The organism is Enterobacter sp. UCD-UG_FMILLET, assembly GCF_000762975.1.
Lineage (GTDB): Bacteria > Pseudomonadota > Gammaproteobacteria > Enterobacterales > Enterobacteriaceae > Enterobacter > Enterobacter dykesii.
This window is the reverse complement of the sequence record NZ_JRJC01000008.1, coordinates 254,238-278,970: the sequence shown is the minus strand read 5'-3', so window position 1 is coordinate 278,970 and position 24,733 is coordinate 254,238. Positions and strand designations below refer to the sequence as shown.

Sequence of the window (24,733 nt, the reverse complement as noted above, 5' to 3'; positions counted from 1 at the left end):
AACGTTAACGATAGGTCATAGTAAACGATGCCGTGGCACTCACCGAGCCTGATCGAGCATTCGCAGAAGTCATATAATACGCGGCCTTAAAGGGAATATTGACGATTTCCCCTGCCGAGGTCGTCGTGCCGTATTTAATAAGCTTGCCGAACTGTACGGGCGAATCGTTATATTTTAGCTGAATGCCCAAACCTGTAGCCGTCGAACTGCTGTTTAACCCCAATACTCCGTTAACAGGATCGGCAAGCGGGCTGACGTTATCCAACGTCACATTCACTGCGGTCTGTGCACTACAGATAAGCGGTATGGAAAACATCACCTGATTCTGGGTGCTGCCGACGCCGTTAAACTTCGGTAATAGCGTAATCCCCATATTAATATTCAAATTTTTATCTTCAATCTGACAGGAAGCGGTGCTTATATTCATCGGCGAAAATATATATTTAAAAAGCGGCAGGCGCATAATGTTATTACTTCTCGGTGTACTGTATTCCATATTTAGCGTCAGAGCGGGTATAGAGCCCGTCTCAGGGGTAGTGCTGGTTTTGATCAGCTCAAACGTATCCGTGAACGTTGATACACCATTTTGGAGGATCCCTCGCCTCCAGCTCGGGTTATTGAGGTCCATTCTGGTGACAAATTCGCTGCTTTGCGTGGTGCTGGAAAAGTTTTTCCACCGGATGCCAATGCCCGGAATCTCTGTCGCCCGCACGTTTGCCAGCGGCGAGGCGCCGTAATCCGTATTCACCCCGGAGAGCTGAATAAACCACGAGCCATCGTATCCAATTTGCTGACCCTCAGCGTCACATTTTATGGGGTTACTGGTGATTATCGTTGCTAATACCGTTCCAACCGGCGCATCCCGCTGAACGATAATATTGTGATCGAAGTTGACCGCTACGTCGTTTGCAGAACACAACGCAAAGGCATTCAGAGAGACAGCGCACCCCACGGCTGCCGTCGCGATTTTAAATACGGTGGACATGATATGTTCCTTCATTTCAGGCGAGGCGTAGGCCTTCTCTCGTAAAAGTAATAATACGTATTAACGCAATGAGAAATTTAACGACACGTCGCAGCGGTACGCTGAATTTTACCCGGTAAGGCGTTCAAGTTTATTTTGGCGCGACAGGTTTTCGCTCCCCACTGTACTGTTATGCTGTCACCGTCGTTCAGGCCGCTCATATAGACCTCTCCATCACTCCCGACAATGCTCATCGCATCGCTTCCGTTGAGCTTTACCATGGCCCCAAAGGGCACCGGCGAGTTCTGATACAGCAGCGTTATCAGGGCCCGGAACCCCGTTCTCGCTTTGAACGTCGCGCGCACCACGGCACCGCGCGTAGGTACGACATTGACTACGGATTCGTCCACATCCACGTCCGGCCCCAGCGAACCGATGTCTATCGCAATCCGGTTTTCCTGATAGGCGCTGGCATAGGGCACTACCGCATATCCGCGCCAGTCAGTTTTAACGCCAGGGTTATTGCGCACGCTCACGCCTGACGCGCCCTGCGCTTCCAGCAGCACAATGGTATCCCCCAGCGGCTGAGAGAACGTCACGCCATGCTCGTGGCCGACGATCCCTCCCAGCAGGCCGAAGTTCAGCTGACTGTTCTGTCGGCTGTAGTTGTAGCCTGCATTTACGGTGCCGTAGCCGCCTTTATAGGTTCCGCTTAGGGAGCTTCTTGATTCTCCGCCAGACGAGGTATAGCCCTGCTGGACAAGGTAGCTTAGGTTATTATCGGCGAGTGCGGTGCCGCTCAGACCCACAAGGTGCGTCTCAGGACCGTTCTTTTGCATATTCACGCTATAACTGGCCCAGCTTTGCGGCAGCCATTTGCTCAGCGGCACCTGGAGGTTAAAGGCTACAATCTGGTCCTTACGGTCTTTGCCCGGCGTTTCGCTGTAGGTGTAGCCGAGCGAGTAATTGATGTCACGGATACTGGTGTTAAAGCCGGTGCTGACGTTGCGCTCATAGCCCTGTCTGCTCCAGTAGTCCTGCTGGTATGCTGAAATATAAAAATTACCCCAGCTTTGCAGCGACTGGCTAAGGTTGAGCTGCAATCGGCTTCGCTTGTTGTAGCGCTGGCTGCTGAATTCATTCACTTCCTGAAAGGTATAAAACCCTTCCGTGGAGTAGCGATAGCTTGCGAGCGTCACGGTGGTATCAGTCGTGGCCACCGTTTTTGAATACTGCACCCGATAGGACTGCCCCCGACTGCGGCGTTTTTTTTCCTCAACGAGCTGACTATCGGCAAGGGTAACGTCCGCCGATAGTGAGCCTATATCGCCAAAGCTGAGGCCGGAACCAAGCACGCCGGACGCATAGTTACTTGCCCCCAGGACGCCACCGTACAGCGTGAGATTATTGGAGAGACCATAAGCCAACGTGCCCAGGCTAAATGTGGGCGTATGTGCCCCATGCTTCGTCGTTCGAAACTCCCCTGTGCTCAGCGCATACTTCACGCGGCCTTCCCGCAGCATGACGGGAACCGCGGAGAAAGGCTGCACGAAATGCTGGACGCTGCCGTCGGCTTCGGTGACGACAATGTCCAGATCGCCGCTCGCTGACGTAGGATAAAGATCGCGAATGATAAAGCTGCCAGGCGCCACGTAGGTTTGATAAACCGTGTAGCCGTTTTGCTTCACGGTAACCGTGGCGTTGGTGCGGGCGATCCCCCGAATGATGGGGGCGAAGCCGCGCATGCTTTCCGGCAACATGGTGTCATCGGAAAAAATTTGGGCGCCGCGAAACATCACGCTATCAAACACGTCGCCGGGGGTGCTGCTTTCACCCACCTGAAACTGCCCTCTCAAAAACTGGACATCGCGGCTCAGGGTAGTATTCAACGACGAAAACAACAGTTTTCCGTTGTTCTTCGTCACGGTGCTGTAGTTACGCAGGCGCCACGGCCCCGCATTAATACCGCTTTGCAGATTGGTGTAAAGCTGATCCTGCGTCTCGCCGTCCCTGCTCCAGCTGTGCGAGCCGTTGATGCTGTAATTTACCAGCAGTGCAGAAATGCCCTGGTTCCAGCGTGACGGGTCAACGGTGCCGCGTGCCCGCGCGTTAAGCGCCGATTGAGGGATAGAGATATCCAGTCTCTGCCTGTCAAAATCCAGCCGGGTGGAGGCATTCGGTATAAATGCGCCGGGATCGGTAATTATCGCCTCGGCAGGCAGCATAGATAATTCAGGAAATGCCTTGACCCTGACACCGAGTGATTCAAGCATGCCCCGGTTAAGCTCTGGCGCCAACCCGACGCCGTTAACAGAAACAAAAGAGATATTTTCCGTTCGGATATAATTTTCATTAAGCCATATTTCCACCCTGTAGGTGCCGGGTAACTGCTCTCCCCGCTCGAAGCGACCCAGATCGATGCCCTGAGAAGTCGAATGTGTTTTTTCAAGTGCATCGGCCATAAAATAGAGTTCGCCCGCAGCTGCGGGAAAAATGCCCGAAATAAAAAGCGCTATCGTCGAGAGTCGACTTACGCGGTTAGGCCACGAGCCAGAGAAAAAACCATATCGAGATAAAGGAACAGTATTCACTTTGCTTACCTGCGCGAGTGACATAGCGTATTGTTAATATTTTTTATTTCAGCATCTGGCGCTTTTCTGTCGTTACGCCACCAAAATCATTTATGGCTTTCCAGGCCACCTGCGTTCCACTGCCGGCCACCGTTGCGGAACTAAAGGGTGAAATCATCGGCGGCTGCGCAATCGTTTTATTGCCAATCGTTAATGAATAAAGAGAAACGTAGAACGGCGTTGGGTTATTAATCACCAGATGTTCACCGCGCGTCTCAAACTTTAATTTCGTCCATGCTTCACCGGATTTTTCAGACGCCAGCGCCGCAGGGCGATAGAAAATCTTCATACGCGTCTTAACGGCAATAAGCAGCCGATTTTCATCTGACCGGGTCATTGAGGGAATAGACTTAACGTTTAGCCAAAAAACAGATTCACGATTATCAGGCAGTGTTTTTTCACCGGTATAAATGATCCGCAGCGTATTTTCATGGCCTCCGTCGAGGCGGAACAAGGGCGGCGTAACGATAAAAGGAACCTTCTCCTTCGCATTTTCACCTAACTCAACCCATGACTGAATTAAATAGGGAACGGCATTCCGACTGTTACTCACTGGAAGTGAGGCTTCGCTTTCGTTTCCATTATAAATTAAGCGCGTCCCCCCGACGGTTATGCTGGCCTGAACCGGCAGAGAGAACAGGCAAACGCCTGATAACGCAATCGTTCGAATAAGTTGACTGATCATACGTTCCTAATATTTCAGCAAGAGACAACGGGGCGTACCTTAGGTACGCCCGGGATATTACTGATAGGTAATGGTAAAATCTGACGCCGCGTTTGCCGTACCCGCCACCACGGCAGCCTGCGTTGCCTTATATTTCGCCACGAAGGTCATCTTATTGCTGTTTGTGGCATCTTCGCCTGCGCTGGTGTCAAGGGTGACGCTCTTCGACTGGGTTGCCAGAGGGATCGCGGTAATGCCGTCCTCTTCATAAAACGCAACGCCTACACCTTTCGCCGTTTGATCGCTGTTCAGCGCAAGAATACTGGTGTCAGAGCTGTCCGCAGTACCATCAAACTTAATGGATGCAGAGGTAACGGCCGCGGGGCAATTGTTCAACATAATGCTGAAGCGGGTTGCAGCAGCAACAGCTCCAGCCGCGCTAAACGAGCTTTTAGGGATTTTCCCAAGGTTAACTGTCTGATTCGCCGTACTGGTATCAATCGTACATGCTGAATCAAGGATTGTGCCGGTGAAATTAATTTTTCCATCGGCCGCCTGAGCGGCAAAGGTGATTCCGCTCACGGCAGCAGCCGTCAGTACATTACGAATTACACGGGTAACTTTAGTTTGCATAGCTTTATCCTTAGGATTGAACATTATCTGCATTGACGTCATGTCAATGCAGGAACAGCGGAATAAGTCCGCTAAACCAGTTAATGTATTATTTACTGCCCAATCAGGCTGATTTTAAAGAAGGATGGTGATAAGCCTGAGTGGATAAAATAACGATAAGCTGTTTCATCTCTGAGCTGCTTCCTAATGCAAGTCGCTTTCTTAAATAGTAGTTTTTATTTATGTCATCGCGGTCATTACAACGATATTCTCCGGTCGACGCATCGTATAGCATCATCAGAAAGTCCAGATGTTCTGGCGATAACTTTACCGATAACCTGTCGTAAATAACATCGGCTACTTCCCAGGTTTTTTCCGTTGTGGGGAGTTTCGCTGCGCGATCGCAAAGCGCCTTCAACTCTTTGATCGACGTAACCAGCCAGAAGAGTTTTAAATAGCTATTGCTTGTATTTTCTTCCGGCGAAATAAAATAAATTCGTCGCGATAAACCTCTGGCCGCAAGCCGAGAATATAACCACCTTATGTTATCTGTTGTTTCATCTATTGCATCAATCATTATGCAAGGCTTATCCAGGATCGTTGCACAGACAATAAACTCAAGACGGTTATCAAAAAAGAATACCGCTTTGTCCGCTGAGGATAAGCCCTGAATGGCCTGCCTCATCGCAAAATTCCGAGTGAACACCAGTAGCGTCGTCAACGTTCATTCCTTTTTTTAATTCACATAACATGATTAAGATGAAGTTTTGACAACATATATACGTTCTAAAGAAGACCGAGCGATTACATAAGCTTTTCCATCAACCCTTGCAAAGGGATACCGCTCAAAGCCGACGGTATTAAACGCATTTTGAATTTTTTTAATCATGGACAGCAGATAAGATCTGGAGCACCGCAACCCATGGTCTTCAAAAACATGTACGATGATGTCATTATCGTAGACAATTCCTTCATCCATTCCTGACAATAAATACTCAAACAATCTGGCTTTCGTCGTACCAAATCTTTTGATTCGGCCATTTTTGATATTAATTAGCGTGCGCGTTGTTGGCCTGTATTCCAGATGCTGGAAAATGGTGTATCCATACAGAAGTTCGTCAGAGACAAAAGGCACAACCACTCCTTAGGGGCTTATCGTTCTCATTTCTATGACATCTACTCCTCGCACTGGGTAAATCAGCGTTCGCCTGATTTGTAGAAGATGGTATTTGAATGAAGAAAAGGGGACAATGAGACAAATTTATCAAGATAAAAAAATACGCTCTCGACACCAGCAGAAACATTCAACCACCAAAGTTACATTATTAAGTATAAAAATCTTTTTGCTAAAAAAATGTATAGAGCTAGCACTATTTTTTAACAAAACCATTACACTAGAATATTCATCCATTTTATTTAACAAAATAGAACAAAACCCCAAACAAGAGACAGTGAGCAATTCAAATCAATAAGTTAGTAGAGTAAAGAAAGGGAATTAAACCTTTTCTTAATAGGGTTAATTTAAGATTATTCATGACAAAATTTTGAGTTTTAGTAAAAAACCTATTACAAAACCTGAAGTTTCCTTACAAAGACCTAACACCGGCTCGTGTGGAAAATAAAAAAACCATTAAGAATCATGCAGATTGTGGAAAAACATACTCAGATCAATTTTTCTGATGAAAATTAACATTATTCCTTTTTCCCTTCCCCTGATGAGTTCTGCCAGCAAACACAAGTGATAAAAAAAGGCAAGTGCCGATAGACACTTGCCTTAGATTGCGCGTTTGTAAAAAGTAACTTACGTATCAGGGAACATCACGCTATTCCCCGGCGCTTCCCTGTGCAGATGGATAAAGTTCAGATGCCGTTCATACTGGTCCAGAATGTCCGTAATCACCTGCTCTTTGCTGTAATCCATCAAATCATTCCCCTGGCTTCCTTCCAGCAGGAAGGTCTCCAGCCGGTAGTAGGTCGACTTACCGCTGCGTGCCCGGTAGGTAAAGCCAGGCACCGAGTACTGTTGCGGCCAGATCTGGTAGACAAAGTTCTGCTCGTCGCCCATGTGCACCAGCAGATCCAGGTGCCCCAGGGTCTCGCCCTCCTCCGGCGGCAGGTTTTTCAGCTCCACGTAGGCGCCACGCAGCTTCAGCTCCTGCGCAACCTCTTCCATTGCCGGGAAGCAGACCGTCTCCATCATCTGTTTGGTGTAGCGCGTGCCCGGGTAGTTCATCAGGCGCGAGAGCCGTTTTTTCCAGCTCAGCCTGTCCTGCGCGCCCATCGGACGCGGCGCGGTATCGCGACTCGCGCTGACGCGGCGGTAGTCTTCCACTTTGAGGGATTTATACAGCCCGGCCATCACGAAGAAGATGACGAAGCTGAACGGCAGGCCCATGATCACCGTGGTGTTCTGCAGCGCCGAAATGCCGTTGGTCATCAGCATGCCGAGCGTCAGCAGGCCGATGGCGACGGACCAGAAGATGCGCAGCCAGTTCGGCGCATCGCTGTTGATGTCCTTCAGCTTCGAAGTGAAGTTGCCCAGCACCAGCGCACCGGAATCCGCCGAGGTGACGTAGAACAGCAGGCCGGTGATAGTCGCCACGGAGGCGCTAAAGGTAAACGCCGGGTACTGCGCCAGCAGGCTGTAGAAGCCGCGCTCCGGGTGCGCCATCGCTTCCTGCGCGAAGGTTGCATTGCCGTGGATGATCTCATGCAGCGCGCTGTTGCCGAAAATCGACAGCCACAGCAGGGTAAAGGTGAACGGAATAATCAGCGTGCCCATCACGAACTGGCGGATGGTGCGGCCACGCGAAATACGCGTCAGGAACAGGCCGACAAACGGCGACCACGCCACCCACCACGCCCAGAAGAACAGCGTCCAGTTGTTCATCCACTCCACCGGGCGATCGAAGGCGAAGCTGTTCAGCGTCATGCCCATAAAGCGGTTCACGTAGTCGCCCACGTTGAGCACTAAGGCATTGAGCAGGAACGAGGTATCGCCCATAAACAGCACGAACAGGATCAGGCCCAGCGCCAGCGCCACGTTCAGCTCGGAGAGCACGCGGATGCCTTTATCGACGCCCGACGTCACCGAGATAGTGGCGATAATGACGGAGAGCGCAATCAGCGCCGCTTTCGCCGCCATCGAATCCGGGATATCAAACAGCACGCTCAGCCCGTAGTTGAGCTGCACCACGCCAATCCCGAGCGTCGTCGCGATGCCGAAAATGGTGCCGATCACCGCCGCGATATCGACGCTGTGGCCAATCGGGCCGTTAATCTTTTTACCGAAGATCGGATACAGGGCGGAGCGGATGGTGAGGGGCAAATTATAACGATAGCTAAAGTATCCGAGCGCCATGCCCATCAGGGCGTACATCGACCAGCCCGTCAGGCCGTAGTGGAACAGCGTCCAGACCATCGCCTGGCGCGCGGCCTCCATCGTCTGCCCTGCCCCTTCCGGCGGCTGCATATACTGCGTGACCGGTTCCGCCACGGAGAAGAACATCAGGTCGATGCCGATGCCTGCGGCAAACAGCATCGCGGCCCAGCTCAGCAGGCTGAACTCGGGCTTGGACTGCTCAGGCCCGAGCTTTACCGACCCGAAGCGCGAGCAGGCAATGCAGACCACGAAGACAATATAGAGCGTCGCGGCCAGCAGATAGTACCAGCCGAAGGTCTTCGACACCCAGTTCAGGGTGCGCCCAATCCACTCGGCAGAAAAATCACGAAAGAAGATCGTCGTCAGGGAAAACAACAAAATCAGCCCGGCGGAGGTATAAAAAACGACCGGGTTGATTTTGTCTTTTTCTCTGTCTTGTGAAAGGTCTGTCATCCAGTATCCCCACTGTTTTTCTAACTATTAAAATCCAAATCCGCAACAATTAAGACACATTTTATATTGAACGTCCAATCAAAAACCGCTTTAATGTATAACCAACGCTGATGAATGGAGTGGCAACAATGCCCAAAGTGGGGATGCAGCCGATCCGGCGCAGGCAGCTTATCGACGCCACGCTGGAAGCAATAAATGAAGTGGGAATGCATGACGCGACGATCGCGCAGATCGCCCGTCGGGCGGGCGTTTCCACGGGGATCATCAGTCACTACTTCAAAGACAAAAACGGTCTGCTGGAAGCAACCATGCGCGACATCACTGGCCAGCTGCGCGACGCGGTTTTGAGCCGCTTACGCGCCCTGCCGGACGCCAGCGCGGAGCAGCGCCTGCAGGCAATTGTGGGCGGCAATTTTGATGAAACCCAGACCAGCGGAGCGGCAATGAAGGCCTGGCTGGCCTTCTGGGCGAGCAGCATGCACCAGCCGATGCTCTACCGCCTGCAGCAGGTGAGCAGCCGTCGTTTATTGTCAAACCTGGTGTACGAGTTCCGCCGTGAGCTGCCGCGCGAGCAGGCCGAAGAGGCGGGCTATGGCCTGGCGGCGCTGATCGACGGGCTGTGGCTACGCGCCGCGCTGAGCGGCAAGCCGCTGGATAAGACCCTGGCGCAGTCGCTCACCAGCCACTTCATCAGCCAGCATTTACCGACCGAATAACCGAGGAGAATTTATGTCCCGAATGGCAGAACAGCAGCTTTATATCAATGGTGGTTATACCTCCGCCACCAGCGGTCGTGCGCGAGCGCAACGATGAGCTCGCAAAGCTGGAAACCCTCGACACCGGTAAATCGTATTCCGAAACCTCAACCGTCGACATCGTCACCGGCGCGGACGTGCTGGAGTACTACGCCGGGCTGATCCCGGCGCTGGAAGGCAGCCAGATCCCGCTGCGTGAGACCTCGTTCGTCTACACCCGCCGCGAGCCGCTGGGCGTGGTGGCGGGCATCGGCGCGTGGAACTACCCGATCCAGATCGCCCTGTGGAAATCCGCCCCGGCGCTGGCGGCGGGCAACGCAATGATCTTCAAGCCAAGCGAAGTGACGCCGCTCACCGCCCTGAAGCTTGCGGAGATCTACACCGAAGCGGGCCTGCCGGACGGCGTGTTTAACGTCCTGCCGGGCGTGGGCGCGGAGACCGGCCAGTACCTCACCGAGCATCCGGGCATCGCCAAAGTCTCCTTCACCGGCGGCGTCGCCAGCGGCAAGAAGGTGATGGCCAACTCGGCGGCCTCGTCCCTGAAAGAGGTAACGATGGAGCTGGGCGGCAAATCCCCGCTCATTATTTTCGACGACGCGGATCTCGATCTCGCGGCAGACATCGCCATGATGGCGAACTTCTTCAGCTCCGGCCAGGTGTGCACCAACGGCACCCGCGTGTTCGTACCCGCGAAATTCAAGGCCGCGTTTGAGCAGAAAATCGTCGAGCGCGTGGGCCGCATCCGCGCGGGCGATCTGTTCGATGAAAACACCAACTTTGGTCCGATGGTCAGCTTCCCGCACCGCGACAGCGTGATGCGCTACATCGCCAAAGGCAAAGAGGAAGGCGCGCGCGTGCTGTGCGGCGGCGACGTGCTGAAGGGCGAAGGCTTCGACAACGGCGCGTGGGTGGCCCCGACCGTGTTCACCGACTGCACCGACGAGATGACCATCGTGCGCGAAGAGATCTTCGGCCCGGTGATGTCCATCCTCACCTATGAAAGCGAAGAAGAAGCGATCCGCCGCGCCAACGATACCGACTACGGTCTGGCGGCGGGCATCGTTACTGCCGACCTGAACCGCGCGCACGGCGCCATTCATCAGCTCGAAGCGGGCATCTGCTGGATCAACACCTGGGGTGAATCCGCCGCAGAGATGCCGGTCGGCGGCTACAAACACTCCGGCATTGGCCGCGAGAACGGCGTCATGACGCTGCAGAGCTACACCCAGGTGAAGTCCATCCAGGTTGAGATGGGTAAATTCCAGTCCATATTTTAACCGGGAGGTTTATTTGCAATTTGACTACATCATTATCGGGGCCGGCTCTGCCGGCAACGTGCTGGCAACGCGACTGACTGAAGATCCGAACACCACCGTCCTGCTGCTTGAAGCGGGCGGGCCGGACTACCGCTTTGACTTCCGCACCCAAATGCCCGCCGCGCTGGCGTTTCCGCTGCAGGGCAAGCGCTACAACTGGGCGTATGAAACCGAGCCAGAGCCTTACATGAACAACCGCCGCATGGAGTGCGGACGCGGCAAAGGGCTGGGCGGCTCGTCGCTGATCAACGGCATGTGCTACATCCGCGGTAACGCGATGGATCTCGACAACTGGGCCAAAGAATCTGGCCTTGAGCACTGGAGCTACCTCAACTGTCTGCCCTACTACCGCAAGGCAGAGACGCGCGACGTAGGGCCGAACGACTATCACGGCGGCGACGGTCCGGTGAGCGTTACCACCTCGAAACCGGGCGTGAACCCGCTGTTTGAGGCGATGGTGGATGCAGGCGTGCAGGCGGGCTACCCGCGCACGGACGATCTCAACGGCTATCAGCAGGAAGGCTTCGGCCCGATGGACCGCACGGTCACGCCACAGGGCCGACGCGCCAGCACCGCGCGCGGCTATCTGGACCAGGCTAAAAAGCGCCCGAACCTGACCATCCGCACTCACGCCATGACCGATCATATTATTTTTGACGGCAAGCGCGCGGTGGGCGTCGAGTGGCTGGAGGGCGAAAGCACTATCCCGTCCAGAGCGACGGCGAATAAAGAGGTGCTGCTGTGCGCAGGTGCCATTGCCTCCCCGCAGATCCTCCAGCGCTCCGGCGTGGGCAGCGCGGAGCTGCTGAAGCAGTTCGATATTCCGCTGGTGCACGACCTGCCCGGCGTGGGCGAAAACCTGCAGGATCACCTGGAGATGTACCTCCAGTACGAATGCAAAGAGCCGGTCTCCCTCTACCCTGCCCTGCAGTGGTGGAACCAGCCGAAGATTGGCGCCGAGTGGCTGTTTGGCGGCACCGGCGTGGGCGCGAGCAACCACTTCGAAGCGGGCGGTTTTATCCGCAGCCGTGAAGAGTTCGAATGGCCCAACATTCAGTACCACTTCCTGCCGGTAGCGATTAACTATAACGGTTCGAACGCGGTTAAAGAGCACGGCTTCCAGTGCCACGTTGGCTCCATGCGCTCCCCGAGCCGCGGCCACGTGCGCATCAAGTCCCGCGATCCGCACCAGCATCCGGCGATCCTGTTCAACTATATGTCTCACGAGCAGGACTGGCAGGAGTTCCGCGACGCTATCCGCATCACCCGCGAGATCATGCACCAGCCCGCGCTGGACAAGTATCGCGGTCGCGAAATCAGCCCGGGTATCGAATGCCAGACCGACGAGCAGCTGGACGAGTTCGTGCGTAACCACGCGGAAACCGCCTTCCACCCGTGCGGCACCTGCAAGATGGGTTACGACGAGATGGCGGTGGTCGATGGCGAAGGCCGCGTTCACGGGCTGGAAGGGCTGCGCGTGGTGGATGCGTCGATCATGCCGCAGATCATCACCGGCAACCTGAACGCCACCACTATTATGATTGGCGAAAAAATTGCCGACGCGATCCGCGGGCGCGAGCCGCTGGCGAAGAGCACGGCGGCGTATTATGTGGCGAACGGGGCACCGGTAAAACGCTAAGTTTCGCCCGCCTACGTTTCAACGATGATTAAAACCTCAGTTTCATAGACAAAAATCCCCGGACGTCGCCGCCGGGGATTTGTACCAGTCAGAACGCATTGTCCCTGAGACGAAATGAACGGGTAATGCGATCCCAGATCGCCACAAGCTCAGCTTCGCTATAGGCTGATGGGGGAGCAGTGTCGCTTCCTTCGGGTGGGATTTCGTTGCTGAGTGTCAGATCAAGACTGGGATGCATGAAGTCTGCATTTGTCTCATTCGCTACGGCTGTAAACATGAGCTGCGCTGAGGGATTATCGGATGATCTTTTTGGTGGGGCGGTAATCAGCCATTCATTGCCCGTGAAACCGGCAATCTGCGCTTCACCCTTACGTAATGTGCGTCCATTAATGCTGTTGATATAAGACTGAATTTCCCCGGTTCGCTCCAGCATGGTGGTGCTTTCTTTCAGAGCATTATTGCTCCAGACGATAAAAGAAAATACCGAACTGTGCGGATAAATAAAGGTGATGTCTTCCTTTGGTTTACCGTTCCCGTCGCGGATAAACCCTTCTGAAATACAGGTGCCCGGCTGTGTCGGGATTTCATCATTTTTTCGCCCGCTCAGACGGGACATTAAGTCCTGTAACTCTGCTAGTTTCTGAGGTTTGTTATTAATATGGCCAGGACTGACACCAGCATTGATAAAATCCTCCTTATCTTGTTGATATTTAGGATCTGATAAATCGATAATATCCTGACTGAGGATAAACGCTACCCCATCTATATACAGGTGCCCTTCCAGAGTGCGGCCATATCCTCCTTCACTCCCATTTCTATTCCTGTCAAAGATCACCGCATTCTCATTGATCCGGTACACCTGCTTTAAGAAAGGCTGATCCACTTTCCTCACTGTATGCCCGTTCAGCAACTCCTGCTCTCGTAGCCTGATACGTTGTTCAAATGCCGGGCGATAAAGTCGCTTGCTGCTGATGCTGATCTCATTGATTTTGGCATCTTCGGTCCGGGTGTTTTCAAAAGAGGTCGGAACCTCAAACACATAGCGCCCCACGCACTGGGCTTTAGTGGAGGCAAACAGGGTATCAACCATACGTTTTTCCTTAGCGGTCAATTCTGGTGGCGTATGAACAAACGTCACAAAGTTGTGAATATAGAATCCTGCCGCCAGCAACAGCATCGCCAGCGGAATAAGCAGGGGAAACGGGAATTTTTTCATGGTGCCGGCACCTGCTGCACGATTTTTACCACCGAGCGGACCGTGAACATCAGGGCGTCGGACAGGTCGCTGTAAACTGAACGGGAGCGATCCACAGGATCAACGGCATAGGCCCCTTCATGGTCAACATTGGTCGCCAGCACCCCAAAAATTCTGGGGGACCTGGTCCGGATCGCCTTTACTGGCACCGTGCCATCGCCGGGCGTTCCTGCGGAAATCAACTCAAAGGTTGTTCCTGCATCATACCGATATGTCGGTGACGATGGCTCTGGATAGCCCATCACCGGCACAGGCCGCAGAGCAGGCCGTTCTTTCCACGTCAGAAAAGCATCAGACTTATTGTCTGCACTCGCACCATAAAACAGCCAGGTCTGCGGGTGGTATTTGCCATTCAGTTTCTCAATGAATTCTTTAACTGGATTCTTTATCCGGTAAACAAAATCTTGCCACTCACTATTCGTATCCCCCAGCAGCAAATCCTTATCACATAGCCGCCACCAGTCCGTTTTGTTCAGGTATATTTCCGTGTACGGATCGCTCTTTGGTAGAGACTGTTGCGTATCGCCGCTCTCGATTTTCAGCCAGCCAGGACCGTAAGCCTTGCCCGGCAGCAGTTGTAACGGGCCGGGAGACTGGGCCAACACCGGCATCAGCTTCTCGGCACTGTCCCCGATAATTATCCCGGTAATTCCCCGTTCGCCGATTTTCATCCGTCGATAAGCTGCTGGCGAGCCAAGGTCCGGCATCACCCCGTGGACAATCCCCAGAATCTTGCTCTGACCGTTCATGTTTTCTGAATAATGTCGGGCAACCAGGCCTCCCATCGAATGGGTGACCAGAATGACTTTGTCCACCGCCAGACGACCGTGATATAACCCCAGAACCTTGCTGATATATTGGCCAAGCAACGCCGCCGAATCAGCATTCGACTGTAGCCAGTTATAGCCAAAAACATGAAGCGGGTATAAAAAGTGGTGCCCGTGCGCCGCTTCTTCTTCCGTCAGCACCTGCTCTGCAGGTTCGTCACCGATCCTGACCCCGGTAAAACGCTGCCGCGCCGTTTGTAATTGCGCTTCACGGAAATAATTATCTAACAGGATATCGTCGTCACTGAGCAGGTACTGTAACCGGTCAAGCGCCTCGCCGTAGCTCATGTAAAACGCACTTCCCAGCCCCGCACACACCGGGATGGGAACTTTTTACCGTCAGCCCCCTCATTGAAGATATTCCCGCTGTCATCAACAAATGTTGTTTTTGGGTCAAGAAGCTGTTTTCTTTTCTCCGGGCCTGCCAACGGCCATTTTTTTAGTGATTCAAAGCTGTACTGCCAGACTTTGTTCTCTTTGTTCTTTAGATTAGATCCCATCACTCCTGGAATGAAAATAACCGGAATGATTTTGTGCGGCGGCACAAGGCAAACCGCCACGTAATTATTTTCTTTTGGCTGGGAGGTCAATTCATAATGAAACCGTCCATTGTCGTCCCAGATGGGCCGATGATAAGCACGATTTTCAGAGTCATCCATGAGTTAAGTTCCTGATATTGTAGATTCAGAAGGGCATTAGCGCATAAAAGCCGCGAACAGAACTTAACCAAAATCAACTTTCAAATTCACTTTGCCACTCCCTTCCCAAAATATTTTCATCCTCCTGCATCCAGTTTCCCACCAGCCCTCGTATGTGAATATGTGAGCAACGCCTTTGCTCCTTAATCCGAGGATAAATGATGAAAAAGCTACTCAGTATTGCATTCGTATCCAGCGCTTTACTCTTCTGTGCAGGCACATCAGCTGCCATGACGTCAGGCTCCGTGATGGTGGGCGGAGCGGAAATGTTCCCGAGCAAAAACATTGTTGAAAACGCTGTGAACTCAAAAGATCACACCACGCTGGTGGCGGCGGTTAAAGCGGCCGGACTGGTGGATACGCTCCAGAGTAAAGGGCCATTCACCGTCTTTGCGCCCACCGATGCGGCGTTTGCGAAATTGCCTGCGGGTACGGTCGACAATCTGGTGAAGCCGGAAAATAAAGCGCTGCTCACCAGTATCCTGACCTATCACGTGATCGCCGGTAATTACGATGTGAAAGCGCTGGAGCAGAAAATTAAACAGGGAGGCGGCCACGCGGAGCTGAAAACCGTTAACGGTCAACCGCTGTGGATCATGAGTAACGGCCCGCACAATATTCAGCTCAAGGATGGTAAAGGTAACGTGGCGAACATCAGCACCTATGACGTCCATCAGAAAAATGGCGTGATCGATGTGATTGATACCGTCCTGATGCCTAAGTAGTTGTCTATACTTCGGAAGTGTGACGTTGCCTTCCGGGAAAAACATGGATAACGCGTTAGCTGAACAGCAGTTGAAATTAATGCAGGCGGTCGCAAACGGCGATCGCCGCGCATTTGAACAACTTTACCGACTCACATCGCCTCACCTGTTTGCCGTCGCGCTGCGCATGCTACGCCATCGCGCCTGGGCAGAAGAGATCCTTCACGACTGTTTTGTCACCGTCTGGAGTAAAGCCGAAACCTATAACGCCGCCCTGAGCTCTCCGATGACCTGGCTTACGCATATTGTTCGCAACCGCTGTATTGACTGGCTGCGCAGCGGGCAAACCCGGGCTGCCGCCCGCGAGGAGTCGTATTCGGAAGATATTCTGCTGAGCGAAAGCGATGAGCAAAACAACTGGCACGACGACGCGCAGGCAGCACGGCTCAGGCATTGTCTGGATCATCTGAGTCATGAACAGCGTCAGAGCATTACGCTCGCCTACTATCAGGGCATGTCCCACAGCGACATTGCCGACTGGCTCCAGCAGCCCGTGGGCTCGGTAAAAAGCTGGATCCGCCGCGCGATGGATCATCTTCGGGAGTGCGTGGGCCTATGAATGACAGCGAAAAACGCGATGACATGCTGGCTGCAGAATATGCCCTCGGTACCCTGCGCGGAGGGGCGCGGCTTCAGTTCCAGAAAAGGCTTGCCGCGGAGCCCGGTCTGGCCGCCCGCGTGGCGTACTGGCAGGAGACGTTCAGCACGCTCGACAGTCATCTCGCGCCCGTTAACCCACCCGAGACGGTGTGGAAGAGGATCGCCCTCGATCTGCCGCCCAGGAAGCCCTTGCGCCAAAGCCGGCCCTATCTCGGCTGGATGGTCGCTGCTGGCCTCGCCGCCGTTACCGTCGTGACCTGGTATTCCACCCGCACGCCGGAACTCGCACCGCTGATGGTGCTCAACGATGCCCAACAGCACGGGCAATGGATCGTCAGTGCGGACAGCCGCCGCCAGTTTCTGAGCATCACCCCTCTCAGACCGAACGCTGTCGCGGCGCAAAACAGCCTGCAGCTTTGGCTTATTCCTGCCGGTAAGGCCCCGATATCCCTTGGGCTGCTGCAAAGTGATATACCGACTGATGTTGCCCTCAGGAACAACACCCTTACCCCTGACGCGATGATAGCCATAAGCCTTGAACCTAAAGGGGGATCACCCACCGGTCAACCCACCGGCCCCGTGCTGTACAGCGGCAAGATTTAATCCTCCGGCCTTGTTCGCAGGGCCGCGAGCATCTTAATCTGCCTTCTACGGATTTACGCCCGAACGATAAGAAAAGAGAGATTTTTCAATACTCAATCCTGTACATAATATTGACTGTTACATATAAGAATTAAATATTAGCACCGCAATGAATTTTATTATTTGAAACTTTATTGACACTCTCCCTGCAACTCCATTAAGTTTAAATCGAATGCTATTTAATTCGATATATACAATATATTTTAAAAAGGATTAAAGAATTCGTCATCATTCTTTAATCCTTCTCTGCATTTTATTTTTTTGAATCACACAACAGTGAGATAAGATCATGAATAATAGTGCAAACAAAGTTGTTGTTATCACCGGTGCCAGCAGCGGTATTGGTGAGGCCATTGCCCTTCATCTGGCAAATAAACCTTTTTCCCTGGTGCTGGTTGCCCGTCGTCTGGAGAGAATTAACGCCCTGGTGGATCGCATTATTCAGCAGGGCGGCCGGGCGATTGCCGTGAAGGCGGACGTGACCCAACAGGAGGAGGTTCAGCGCGCGATTGACGCTGCCGTTGCCGCCTACCAGCGCGTGGATGTTCTGATCAACAACGCGGGCTTTATGGCGATTGCCCCCCTCAGCGAGCTGAAAACCGACGAGTGGGACCGGATGATCGATACCAATATCAAAGGCGTGCTGTACGGCATCGCCGCTGTATTCCCGGTATTCCAGCGTCAGGGGAGCGGACACTTTATTAACGTGGCCTCCGTGGCGGGTATCAAGGTCCTTGCCCCCGGCGGCGTGGTGTACAGCGCCACGAAATTCGCCGTCCGCGCCCTGAGCGAAGGCTTACGTCAGGAGGCAGGTAAAACCATCCGCACGACGCTTATTTCACCCGGTGCCGTCGAAAGCGAGCTGCAGTTTGGCAGCTCTGATGCCCCGAGCAAACAGTTCCTGCATGAATTTTATAAGCAGGCTATTCCGGCAGAGTCGATTGCCAGAGCCGTATTATTTGCTATCGAACAGCCTGGCGACGTTGATGTAAATGAAATAATTGTCCGTCCAACGCAGGAAGAATTTTAGCATGAGTTAAATAACGCTGAATGAGGTGTCATTATGATTAAATCATTAACGTCCCTGTCAGATTTAAATATGCGATCGGGTGCCGACATTCTCCTTGGAGTGCTGGAGAGTGAAGGTGTGGAATATATTTTTGGCAACCCCGGCACCACCGAACTTCCGCTCATTGATGCCCTTCTTCGCCATGAAAATATTCACTATATTCTGGCACTCCAGGAAAGCAGCGTGGTCGCCATTGCCGACGGCTACGCGAAAGCCTCCGGCAAGACCGGTTTTATCAATTTGCATACCGCCAGCGGTCTCGGACACGGGATGGGGAATCTCATTAATTCGCGGATCATGAAAACGCCGCTGGTTGTCACCGTCGGGCAGCAGGACACGCGGCACTACGTGCGTGACCCGCTCCTGTACGATGACATTGTCTCCATTGGATCGCCGGTGGTGAAATGGGCGCAGGAGGTCACCAGCGCCGATCAGCTCCCGGTGCTGGTGCGTCGGGCATTTCACGCCGCCAGCTATCCTCCCGCGGGTCCGGTGCTACTTTCCCTGCCAATGAACGTGATGGAAGAGCTGAGTGACGCCGGGATACAAACGGCCTCTAAAGTGAACTACCACACCGTGGCGGGCTCGCTGGACGAACTGGCCGAAGAGTTGAGCCAGGTTACCCCCGGCAGGATCATGATTGTGGCGGGGGATGAAGTTCACTCCAGCGGCTCGACGCAGGAGATTGTCCAGCTTGCTGAAGCGCTCGGCGCCCACGTCTACGGCTCCTCCTGGCCGTTGAACCTCCCCTTTCCCACGCAGCACGCGCTCTGGCGCGGCAATATGCCCACCACCGCAAATGAAATCGCCAGCGTCGTTAATGCCTACGATGCGGTGTTTATCATCGGCGGCAGAAGCCTGATTACCATTTTGTATAGCGAGGGCGAGGCCATTCCGGAAACCTGCGCGGTGTATCAGCTCTCGGCGGATATGAACGAACTTGGCCGCACCTACGCCACCCGCCTCTCGGTGATGGGGGATATAAAACTCTCCCTGAAGGAACTGTTGCCGAAGCTTGAGCAGCGCCGGGTGGCAAGCAAATTGACGCATCAGCGGCTGCTCAAAGCGGCACGCGCTGAACGAGAAAAAGAGTGGCAACTGCAGGAAGAGCGTCTGGCAGCCGAGCGGCTGCGCCCGGCGATTTCGCCGATGGTCGCGGCCTACGAGGTGATAAAGTCCGTTCCGCCGGGCACCACGATTGTCGACGAGGCGATAGCAACGGCCAGACACGTTCGCCGGTTTACTTCCGACCAGCAGCACCCGCGCTACTACTTTATGCGCGGTGGCGGTCTGGGCTGGGGAATGCCTGCAGCAGTAGGGCACTCGCTGGGGCTGGGGCGCGAGCCGGTAGTGTGTCTGGTTGGCGACGGCGCCTCCCTGTACTCGCCGCAGGCGCTCTGGACGGCGGCGCACGAAAATCTGCCCGTCACCTTTATCGTGATGAATAACCTGGAGTACAACATCCTGAAAAACTTCATGAAAGGACAGCCGGGCTACAGTTCGACAAAGCTGGGTCGCTTTATCGGGATGGATCTGATTAACCCGCGAATTGATTTCCAGTCGCTGGGCGCCGCGATGGGTATCCGCTGCTGCCGGGTGACCCAGGCCGCGGATATCGCCACGGCGGTGACGCAGGGGCTACAGTCCGGAAAAACCAATTTGATCGAAATTGCCATTTCCGCAGATTGATCGACCGTTTCAGATGTACCCTACATAAAACACTTATAACCGAAACGCCTCAAGCCGCTTAATCTGCCGCCCTTCCCCGTCAAAATTCTCCGCCGCCAGCCAGGCGCGCAGCTCGGCGTCTCTTTGCGGCCACTCGCCGTCAATAACAGAAAGCATATCGCTGTCGCGGTTGCGCCCTTTGCGCACCAGCTTCTGGCGCAGGCGACCTTCCCAGACAAACCCCAGCCGCTCCGCCGCGCTGCGCGACGCAACATTCATGGAATCGCACTTCCACTCGACGCGCCGGTAGCCGTGCTCAAACGCATTTTTCAGCAGCAGCCATACCGTTTCGGTGCCCATCCGGGTTCCTTTCATCCTGCGCGACCAGGTCACGTGCCCGATCTCCACCGACCCCAGCAGCCGCTCGTTAGCCATATAGCTCACCAGCCCCACCGCGCGTTCGGTGCGTAAATCAATGACGGCAAACGGCACCAGCTCATCGTCCATAACCTTACCCACGATCCAGTGGGCGGTGGCTTCCACGCTCGCTGGCTGCGTGCTGGCAAGCCACGTCCAGTCGCTGTCGTCGCCCAGCGCGTAGGCCTCATAGAGATCGGCCGCGTGGCGATCGGCATCCAGCGGCTCCAGGCGACAATACTGGCCGAACAGCGGCGTGCGGGTTAATACGCGCGCGCCTCTCCAGTCGGGAACGATATCGTTAACGGTTTGACCATGTTGATTGATTTCGGGCACGGCGGTGACTCCCTGAAAGGTAAGGAGTTTGTTATAGCAGGTTAAAAAGCGTGCGAAAAGAGAGGATTTGCAGGCCGGGTAAAGCGGAACCGCCACCCGGCAAAAAGATTACTTCAGCAGCTTCACCGTGGCGTCGATGTCGATCTCATCTTCGGTGAAGATCAGCGTCGTGTTCTGGAAGGTGGTAATCGCCAGCTTCTTCACCGTGCGCATTTCGCCCGGCTTTTTCTCGGATTTCGGCTTGATGCTGTTCATCAGCAGCCCCACCGACAGCACCGCGTTCTCTTTGTCGATTTTGGTATCAACCGGCTCTTCTTCGTTAAACACCACGAAGGATTTGATCGAGGTGAGCTTCACGCGCTCGCCCGCAATAAAGAGATGTTTGCTTTCAGGGATCACCTTCACCGCATAGGCGGAAAGGCCTTTGTTGTTGGTGGTCGGCTCGAAGGTCACCGCGGCATCTTTCTTAATCAGATCGGGGTTCGCGACCTTAATCACATGAAAATAGCGGTTGTCACCGTTTTCATCTTTGATAAATCCAAAGCCTTTATCTTTAAACCACGTTGTGATTGTACCGTTCATCGCTGTTACCGCCTGTCAGATCGTAATGACTAAAGTTTTGCAGCGCGCAGTGTAATGCACAATGGATGAGGAGACAAAAAAAAGCCCCTGCACGGGTGCAGGGGAAAACTCATGTCAGAGCTTATTAGAATTTAATTAAACACCATTCCACCATCGATTAAGAGCGACTGACCGGTCATGTAGTCGGAATCCGGGCCTGCCAGGTATGAAACGCAGGCGGCCACATCTTCCGGCTCGGACAAACGGCCAAGCGTGATGCGTTTGGCAAAGGTTTCGGTCCCGTAGCCGAGCGGTTTACCCGCCGCCTCGGAGACCTGACGGTCGATTTCCGCCCACATTGGCGTTTTAACGATGCCCGGGCAGTAGGCGTTAACGGTGATCCCCAGCGGCGCGAGATCCCGCGCGGCGGTCTGGGTTAAGCCGCGCACCGCGAACTTGCTGGAACTGTAGACCGCCAGCTCCGGGTTGCCGGTGTGGCCCGCCTGGGAGCAGGCGTTGATGATCTTGCCGCCGTGCCCCTCTTTGCGAAACGCGTCAATCGCGGCCTGGATCCCCCAGATCACCCCTTTCACGTTGATGTTGTAGACCTTGTCGACAATGTCCGGCGTGATGGATTCGATGGGGGTGGACGGCGCAATCCCGGCGTTATTCACGATCACGTTAAAGCCGCCCAGCGCGGTGCGCGCTTTCTCCACCGCCGCAAACACCTGTTCGCGGTCAGAGACATCGACCTTCACGGCGACGGCGTTGCCGCCGTTACGGATGATTTCATCGGCGACGGCTCTTGCCGTCTCAACGTTATAGTCGGCGATGGCGACGGCAAAGCCGTCTTTCACCAGGCGAAGCGCGATCGCTTTACCAATCCCCTGGCCTGAGCCGGTTACGAGAGCAACTTTTTGCATTTCTCTGTCCTTATATTGAGTCACAAAATCTGGCTGAGATGGAGCTGGCCCATCAGCAGCGGGTTATCGCTGTAGTCGACGGGAATGGCCACCACGGCAGGGCCATCAACGTCCATCGCAGCACGCAGCGTGGGTTCCAGCGCGTCGGCGCTCTCCACGGCAAAGCCTTTCGCGCCAAAGGCGTCGGCATAGACTTTGAAATCGACCGGGCCGAACTCGACGCCGGAAAGCCGCTGGTATTTTTTCTCTTCCTGAATCGCCACCATGTTGTAGCCGTTATCCACCCAGATGATGTGCAGCACGTTGGCATTGAGGCGCACCGCGGTTTCCAGCTCCATGCTCGACTGCAGGAAGCCGCCGTCACCGGAGACCGAAACCACCTTGCGGCCCGGGTTCACCAGCCACGCGCCAATCGCCCACGGCAGCGCGACGCCCATGGTCTGCTGACCGTTGGAGATCATCACCTGACGCGCCCGGAAGCTGTAGAGGTAGCGGGCGATCCAGATGTGGAAGCTGCCCATATCAACGGTGAGCGTCACGTCGTTATTCACGATGTCCTGCATGGCGCGCACGATGCGCAGCGGGTGCAGGGCAAACTGGTTAAGCGAGGCGCCGCGGCGATCGAGCAGATCGCGCTGGTGCTGGCGATCGACCAGAATTTCGGAGGCCCGCTGGCTCAGTTCGAGTTTACGATCGATGCGGTTAGCGAGCAGGTTCAGCGTTTCGGCGATGTCCCCCACCAGCTCCAGATCCGGGACGTAGTTACGCTCTTCATAGGCGGGCAGCACATCGATATGCACCAGCGTCGCGTCGCCGCTGTTCCACATGGACGGCTCGTATTCCACCGGACTGTAGCCGATGCAGATAATCAGGTCCGCCAGATGCAGCAGCCGGTCGCCAGCCTGGTTATTGAACAGGCCGACGCGTCCGGCGAAGCGGGTGAAGTGCTCCTGGTTCACCGCCCCGGCGGCCTGATAGGTGCTGGTGACCGGAATACGGCTTTTCTCCAGCAGCTTGCGCAGCGCGGCGCTGTTCGCGGGCTGGCTGGCCATCAACCCCAGCAGGATGACCGGGTTTTTGGCCTTTTCGATAAGCTTCGCCACGTCGTTTATGGCCGACTCCGGTGCCGGGCCCATCAGCGCAGGACCGCTGGCGGGTAAAATCGCCCCCGTCGCGGGCTGGTCGACAATATCCTGCGGCAGGCTGACGAATGCGCCCCCCGGCCTGCCGTGCTCGGCGGCGCGAAACGCGTTCGATACCACCTCGGCAATCGCGTCCGGCGAACTGACCTCCACGGCGTATTTGGTGACAGGGCTGAACATGGCAACGGTGTCCATGCTCTGGTGCACCAGCTTGGCTTTATCCGCCCGCTTCACCGCCCCGCCCAGCGCCACGACCGGGTCGCCTTCGCTGTTGGCGGTGGCGATACCGGTGATCAGGTTGGAACAGCCCGGCCCGGAGGTCACCAAAGCTACCCCGGCCTTGCCGGTCAGCCGCCCTACCGCCGCCGCCATAAACGCCGCGTTGGCTTCGTGGCGCACCGGAATAATCTCGATGGAGGAGTCCAGCAGGGAGTCAAAGACCTTGTCGATTTTCGCACCCGGGATCCCGAACACCTGCTTCACGCCCTGCGCTTCCAGCTGGCCGACAACCATATCGGCGCCGTGCGCCCACTGACGTGACTGTTTCTCACTGTTCACGGTAGTTCTCCTGTTAGTTTTCGACGGAACGGATCGCTGCATCAAGATTGCTGGGGTGAAGGTTGGCCCGTAAAAACGCGCTGTCGGCGGGCAGGTCAATCATCAGCTTGTGGATTTCCCCAAAGGTGAGCACGCCGCTCTCCAGCTGGTAGTCGAGCAGATGGCCCCCGCCCTGACGGTCGTCCGTGATGAAATGCTCGTGATAGCCGGCCACGTTAATGCCCTGCATGTGCTGCGGCGTGCGGAACCCGACCAGCACCCCTTCGCGCTGGTTAAAGCGGAACACCGGCTGGTCGTCCAGCACGTCGGTCATCGCGCGGTACGGCGGCTTCTGGCGCGGTACGGTGCGGGTGTGGGCGTGGCGGAAATTGCCGTCGATGCGCAGCGCGCAGAACAGGTTGTCGGAGGGGATCTGCTGGTCGATGACGTCGTGGATCTGCTGACGGCTGACCGGCGCATCGAAGGTTTTGCGGTACTGCGGCTGGAACCAGGTCATCACCGCAAACGGCGTTTTCTGCTCTGGCTTCGCGGCGCGGGCGCTGCCGTCGGCGCGCAGCTGGTAGACCTGGCTGCTGAAAGCAATCATTTCGCCGTCCAGCTCGTTGAAGGTGCCCAGACCAAAATCACCGTGTGCCAGCAGATCGGCGATGGTGGTCTCTCCTTCGTACACGCCGCTTAGCAGGGCGCTCATTAGCGATGTCTGATAGATCACGCTGTCAGGATGCTGGGCGGAGAACCCACGCAGGGTCTCGCACAGGCTGGCCTCACAGTCGCAGGCAGATGAATGCATCATCGTGCTCGTCCTCTTCAACTTTATTTAGAAAGGTTAAATAAATGTTGACCCGATTCAGCAGAGAG

23 protein-coding genes and 1 pseudogene are annotated in these 24,733 nt (G+C 54.8%); 8 read left to right on the top strand and 16 right to left on the bottom strand.

The annotated features are described in order from the left end of the window. Window positions 1-4 precede the first annotated feature (4 nt). From LA04_RS03865 to betT, 7 genes are all read right to left on the bottom strand, one after another. The gene (locus LA04_RS03865; protein WP_235211314.1) at window positions 5-985 is read right to left on the bottom strand and encodes a fimbrial protein; all 981 of its coding nucleotides are present in this window, start codon (window positions 983-985) and stop codon (window positions 5-7) included. A gap of 77 nt (window positions 986-1,062) precedes the next feature. Further along, window positions 1,063-3,426: a fimbria/pilus outer membrane usher protein gene (locus tag LA04_RS03860; RefSeq protein WP_047650531.1), complete on the bottom strand. Its 2,364-nt coding sequence runs from the start codon at window positions 3,424-3,426 to the stop codon at window positions 1,063-1,065. Window positions 3,427-3,598: 172 nt separating this feature from the next. Then, window positions 3,599-4,279: a fimbrial biogenesis chaperone gene (locus LA04_RS03855; RefSeq protein ID WP_047650530.1), complete on the bottom strand. Its 681-nt coding sequence runs from the start codon at window positions 4,277-4,279 to the stop codon at window positions 3,599-3,601. 57 nt (window positions 4,280-4,336) lie between these two features. Further along, window positions 4,337-4,891: a fimbrial protein gene (locus LA04_RS03850; RefSeq protein WP_047650529.1), complete on the bottom strand. Its 555-nt coding sequence runs from the start codon at window positions 4,889-4,891 to the stop codon at window positions 4,337-4,339. A gap of 103 nt (window positions 4,892-4,994) precedes the next feature. After that, window positions 4,995-5,591 carry a hypothetical protein gene (locus LA04_RS03845; RefSeq protein ID WP_235211313.1) on the bottom strand — a complete coding sequence of 199 codons (597 nt, stop codon included), beginning with the start codon at window positions 5,589-5,591 and terminating at the stop codon, window positions 4,995-4,997. Between the two features lie 33 nt (window positions 5,592-5,624). Further along, window positions 5,625-6,005, bottom strand: a complete 381-nt coding sequence (locus LA04_RS03840; RefSeq protein ID WP_047650528.1) for a hypothetical protein — start codon at window positions 6,003-6,005, stop codon at window positions 5,625-5,627. 666 nt (window positions 6,006-6,671) lie between these two features. Further along, window positions 6,672-8,705 carry a choline BCCT transporter BetT gene (gene betT / locus LA04_RS03835; RefSeq protein ID WP_047650527.1) on the bottom strand — a complete coding sequence of 678 codons (2,034 nt, stop codon included), beginning with the start codon at window positions 8,703-8,705 and terminating at the stop codon, window positions 6,672-6,674. Window positions 8,706-8,833: 128 nt separating this feature from the next. On the opposite strand from betT, the gene betI reads away from it, so the two are divergent. From betI to betA, 3 genes and pseudogenes are all read left to right on the top strand, one after another. Beyond that, a complete protein-coding gene (betI, locus tag LA04_RS03830) occupies window positions 8,834-9,421 on the top strand; it encodes a transcriptional regulator BetI (RefSeq protein ID WP_024906969.1) in 588 nt (195 codons plus the stop codon). A gap of 13 nt (window positions 9,422-9,434) precedes the next feature. Beyond that, a pseudogene (gene betB / locus LA04_RS03825) lies at window positions 9,435-10,737 on the top strand (betaine-aldehyde dehydrogenase). Between the two features lie 13 nt (window positions 10,738-10,750). Next, the gene (gene betA, locus LA04_RS03820) at window positions 10,751-12,415 is read left to right on the top strand and encodes a choline dehydrogenase (protein ID WP_047650526.1); all 1,665 of its coding nucleotides are present in this window, start codon (window positions 10,751-10,753) and stop codon (window positions 12,413-12,415) included. Window positions 12,416-12,503: 88 nt separating this feature from the next. Here the strand turns inward: betA and LA04_RS03815 are convergent, their stop codons facing one another. The 4 genes from LA04_RS03815 to LA04_RS24680 all read right to left on the bottom strand — a co-directional run bounded on the left by LA04_RS03815 (window position 12,504) and on the right by LA04_RS24680 (window position 15,427). Continuing rightward, window positions 12,504-13,631, bottom strand: coding sequence for a T6SS immunity protein Tli4 family protein (locus LA04_RS03815; RefSeq protein ID WP_052119517.1), 1,128 nt, complete (start codon window positions 13,629-13,631; stop codon window positions 12,504-12,506). Then, window positions 13,628-14,785 carry a lipase family alpha/beta hydrolase gene (locus LA04_RS03810; protein WP_052119516.1) on the bottom strand — a complete coding sequence of 386 codons (1,158 nt, stop codon included), beginning with the start codon at window positions 14,783-14,785 and terminating at the stop codon, window positions 13,628-13,630. Before LA04_RS03810 ends, LA04_RS03815 begins: the two co-directional genes overlap by 4 nt. Then, window positions 14,782-15,156, bottom strand: a complete 375-nt coding sequence (locus LA04_RS24035) for a hypothetical protein (protein ID WP_052119515.1) — start codon at window positions 15,154-15,156, stop codon at window positions 14,782-14,784. Before LA04_RS24035 ends, LA04_RS03810 begins: the two co-directional genes overlap by 4 nt. A gap of 73 nt (window positions 15,157-15,229) precedes the next feature. Continuing rightward, on the bottom strand, window positions 15,230-15,427 hold the full coding sequence (locus LA04_RS24680) for a hypothetical protein (RefSeq protein ID WP_200882516.1): 198 nt from the start codon (window positions 15,425-15,427) through the stop codon (window positions 15,230-15,232). Here LA04_RS24680 and LA04_RS03805 point away from each other — a divergent pair. The 5 genes from LA04_RS03805 to LA04_RS03785 all read left to right on the top strand — a co-directional run bounded on the left by LA04_RS03805 (window position 15,357) and on the right by LA04_RS03785 (window position 19,959). Then, window positions 15,357-15,920: a fasciclin domain-containing protein gene (locus LA04_RS03805; protein ID WP_047650525.1), complete on the top strand. Its 564-nt coding sequence runs from the start codon at window positions 15,357-15,359 to the stop codon at window positions 15,918-15,920. The genes LA04_RS24680 and LA04_RS03805 overlap by 71 nt on opposite strands. A gap of 43 nt (window positions 15,921-15,963) precedes the next feature. Next, the gene (locus LA04_RS03800) at window positions 15,964-16,518 is read left to right on the top strand and encodes an RNA polymerase sigma factor (RefSeq protein WP_047650524.1); all 555 of its coding nucleotides are present in this window, start codon (window positions 15,964-15,966) and stop codon (window positions 16,516-16,518) included. Next, the gene (locus LA04_RS03795) at window positions 16,515-17,162 is read left to right on the top strand and encodes an anti-sigma factor (RefSeq protein ID WP_047650523.1); all 648 of its coding nucleotides are present in this window, start codon (window positions 16,515-16,517) and stop codon (window positions 17,160-17,162) included. The genes LA04_RS03800 and LA04_RS03795 overlap by 4 nt, the downstream gene beginning before the upstream one ends. 328 nt (window positions 17,163-17,490) lie before the next feature. Continuing rightward, entirely contained in the window at window positions 17,491-18,231 is a 741-nt protein-coding gene (locus LA04_RS03790) for an SDR family oxidoreductase (RefSeq protein WP_047650522.1), read from the top strand. Window positions 18,232-18,264: 33 nt separating this feature from the next. Further along, window positions 18,265-19,959 (top strand): thiamine pyrophosphate-binding protein, encoded by a 1,695-nt coding sequence (locus LA04_RS03785; RefSeq protein ID WP_047650521.1) that lies wholly within the window; start codon window positions 18,265-18,267, stop codon window positions 19,957-19,959. Window positions 19,960-19,992: 33 nt separating this feature from the next. Here the strand turns inward: LA04_RS03785 and LA04_RS03780 are convergent, their stop codons facing one another. The 5 genes from LA04_RS03780 to budA form a co-directional block, all read right to left on the bottom strand. Beyond that, on the bottom strand, window positions 19,993-20,691 hold the full coding sequence (locus LA04_RS03780) for a GNAT family N-acetyltransferase (RefSeq protein WP_047650667.1): 699 nt from the start codon (window positions 20,689-20,691) through the stop codon (window positions 19,993-19,995). Between the two features lie 108 nt (window positions 20,692-20,799). After that, window positions 20,800-21,273, bottom strand: coding sequence for a cold-shock protein (locus LA04_RS03775; protein ID WP_047650520.1), 474 nt, complete (start codon window positions 21,271-21,273; stop codon window positions 20,800-20,802). 131 nt (window positions 21,274-21,404) lie between these two features. Then, entirely contained in the window at window positions 21,405-22,175 is a 771-nt protein-coding gene (locus LA04_RS03770) for a (S)-acetoin forming diacetyl reductase (RefSeq protein WP_024906954.1), read from the bottom strand. Window positions 22,176-22,195: 20 nt separating this feature from the next. Beyond that, window positions 22,196-23,917: an acetolactate synthase AlsS gene (alsS, locus tag LA04_RS03765; protein ID WP_438286736.1), complete on the bottom strand. Its 1,722-nt coding sequence runs from the start codon at window positions 23,915-23,917 to the stop codon at window positions 22,196-22,198. Further along, window positions 23,889-24,668, bottom strand: coding sequence for an acetolactate decarboxylase (gene budA, locus LA04_RS03760; protein WP_047650518.1), 780 nt, complete (start codon window positions 24,666-24,668; stop codon window positions 23,889-23,891). Before budA ends, alsS begins: the two co-directional genes overlap by 29 nt. Window positions 24,669-24,733 lie beyond the last annotated feature (65 nt).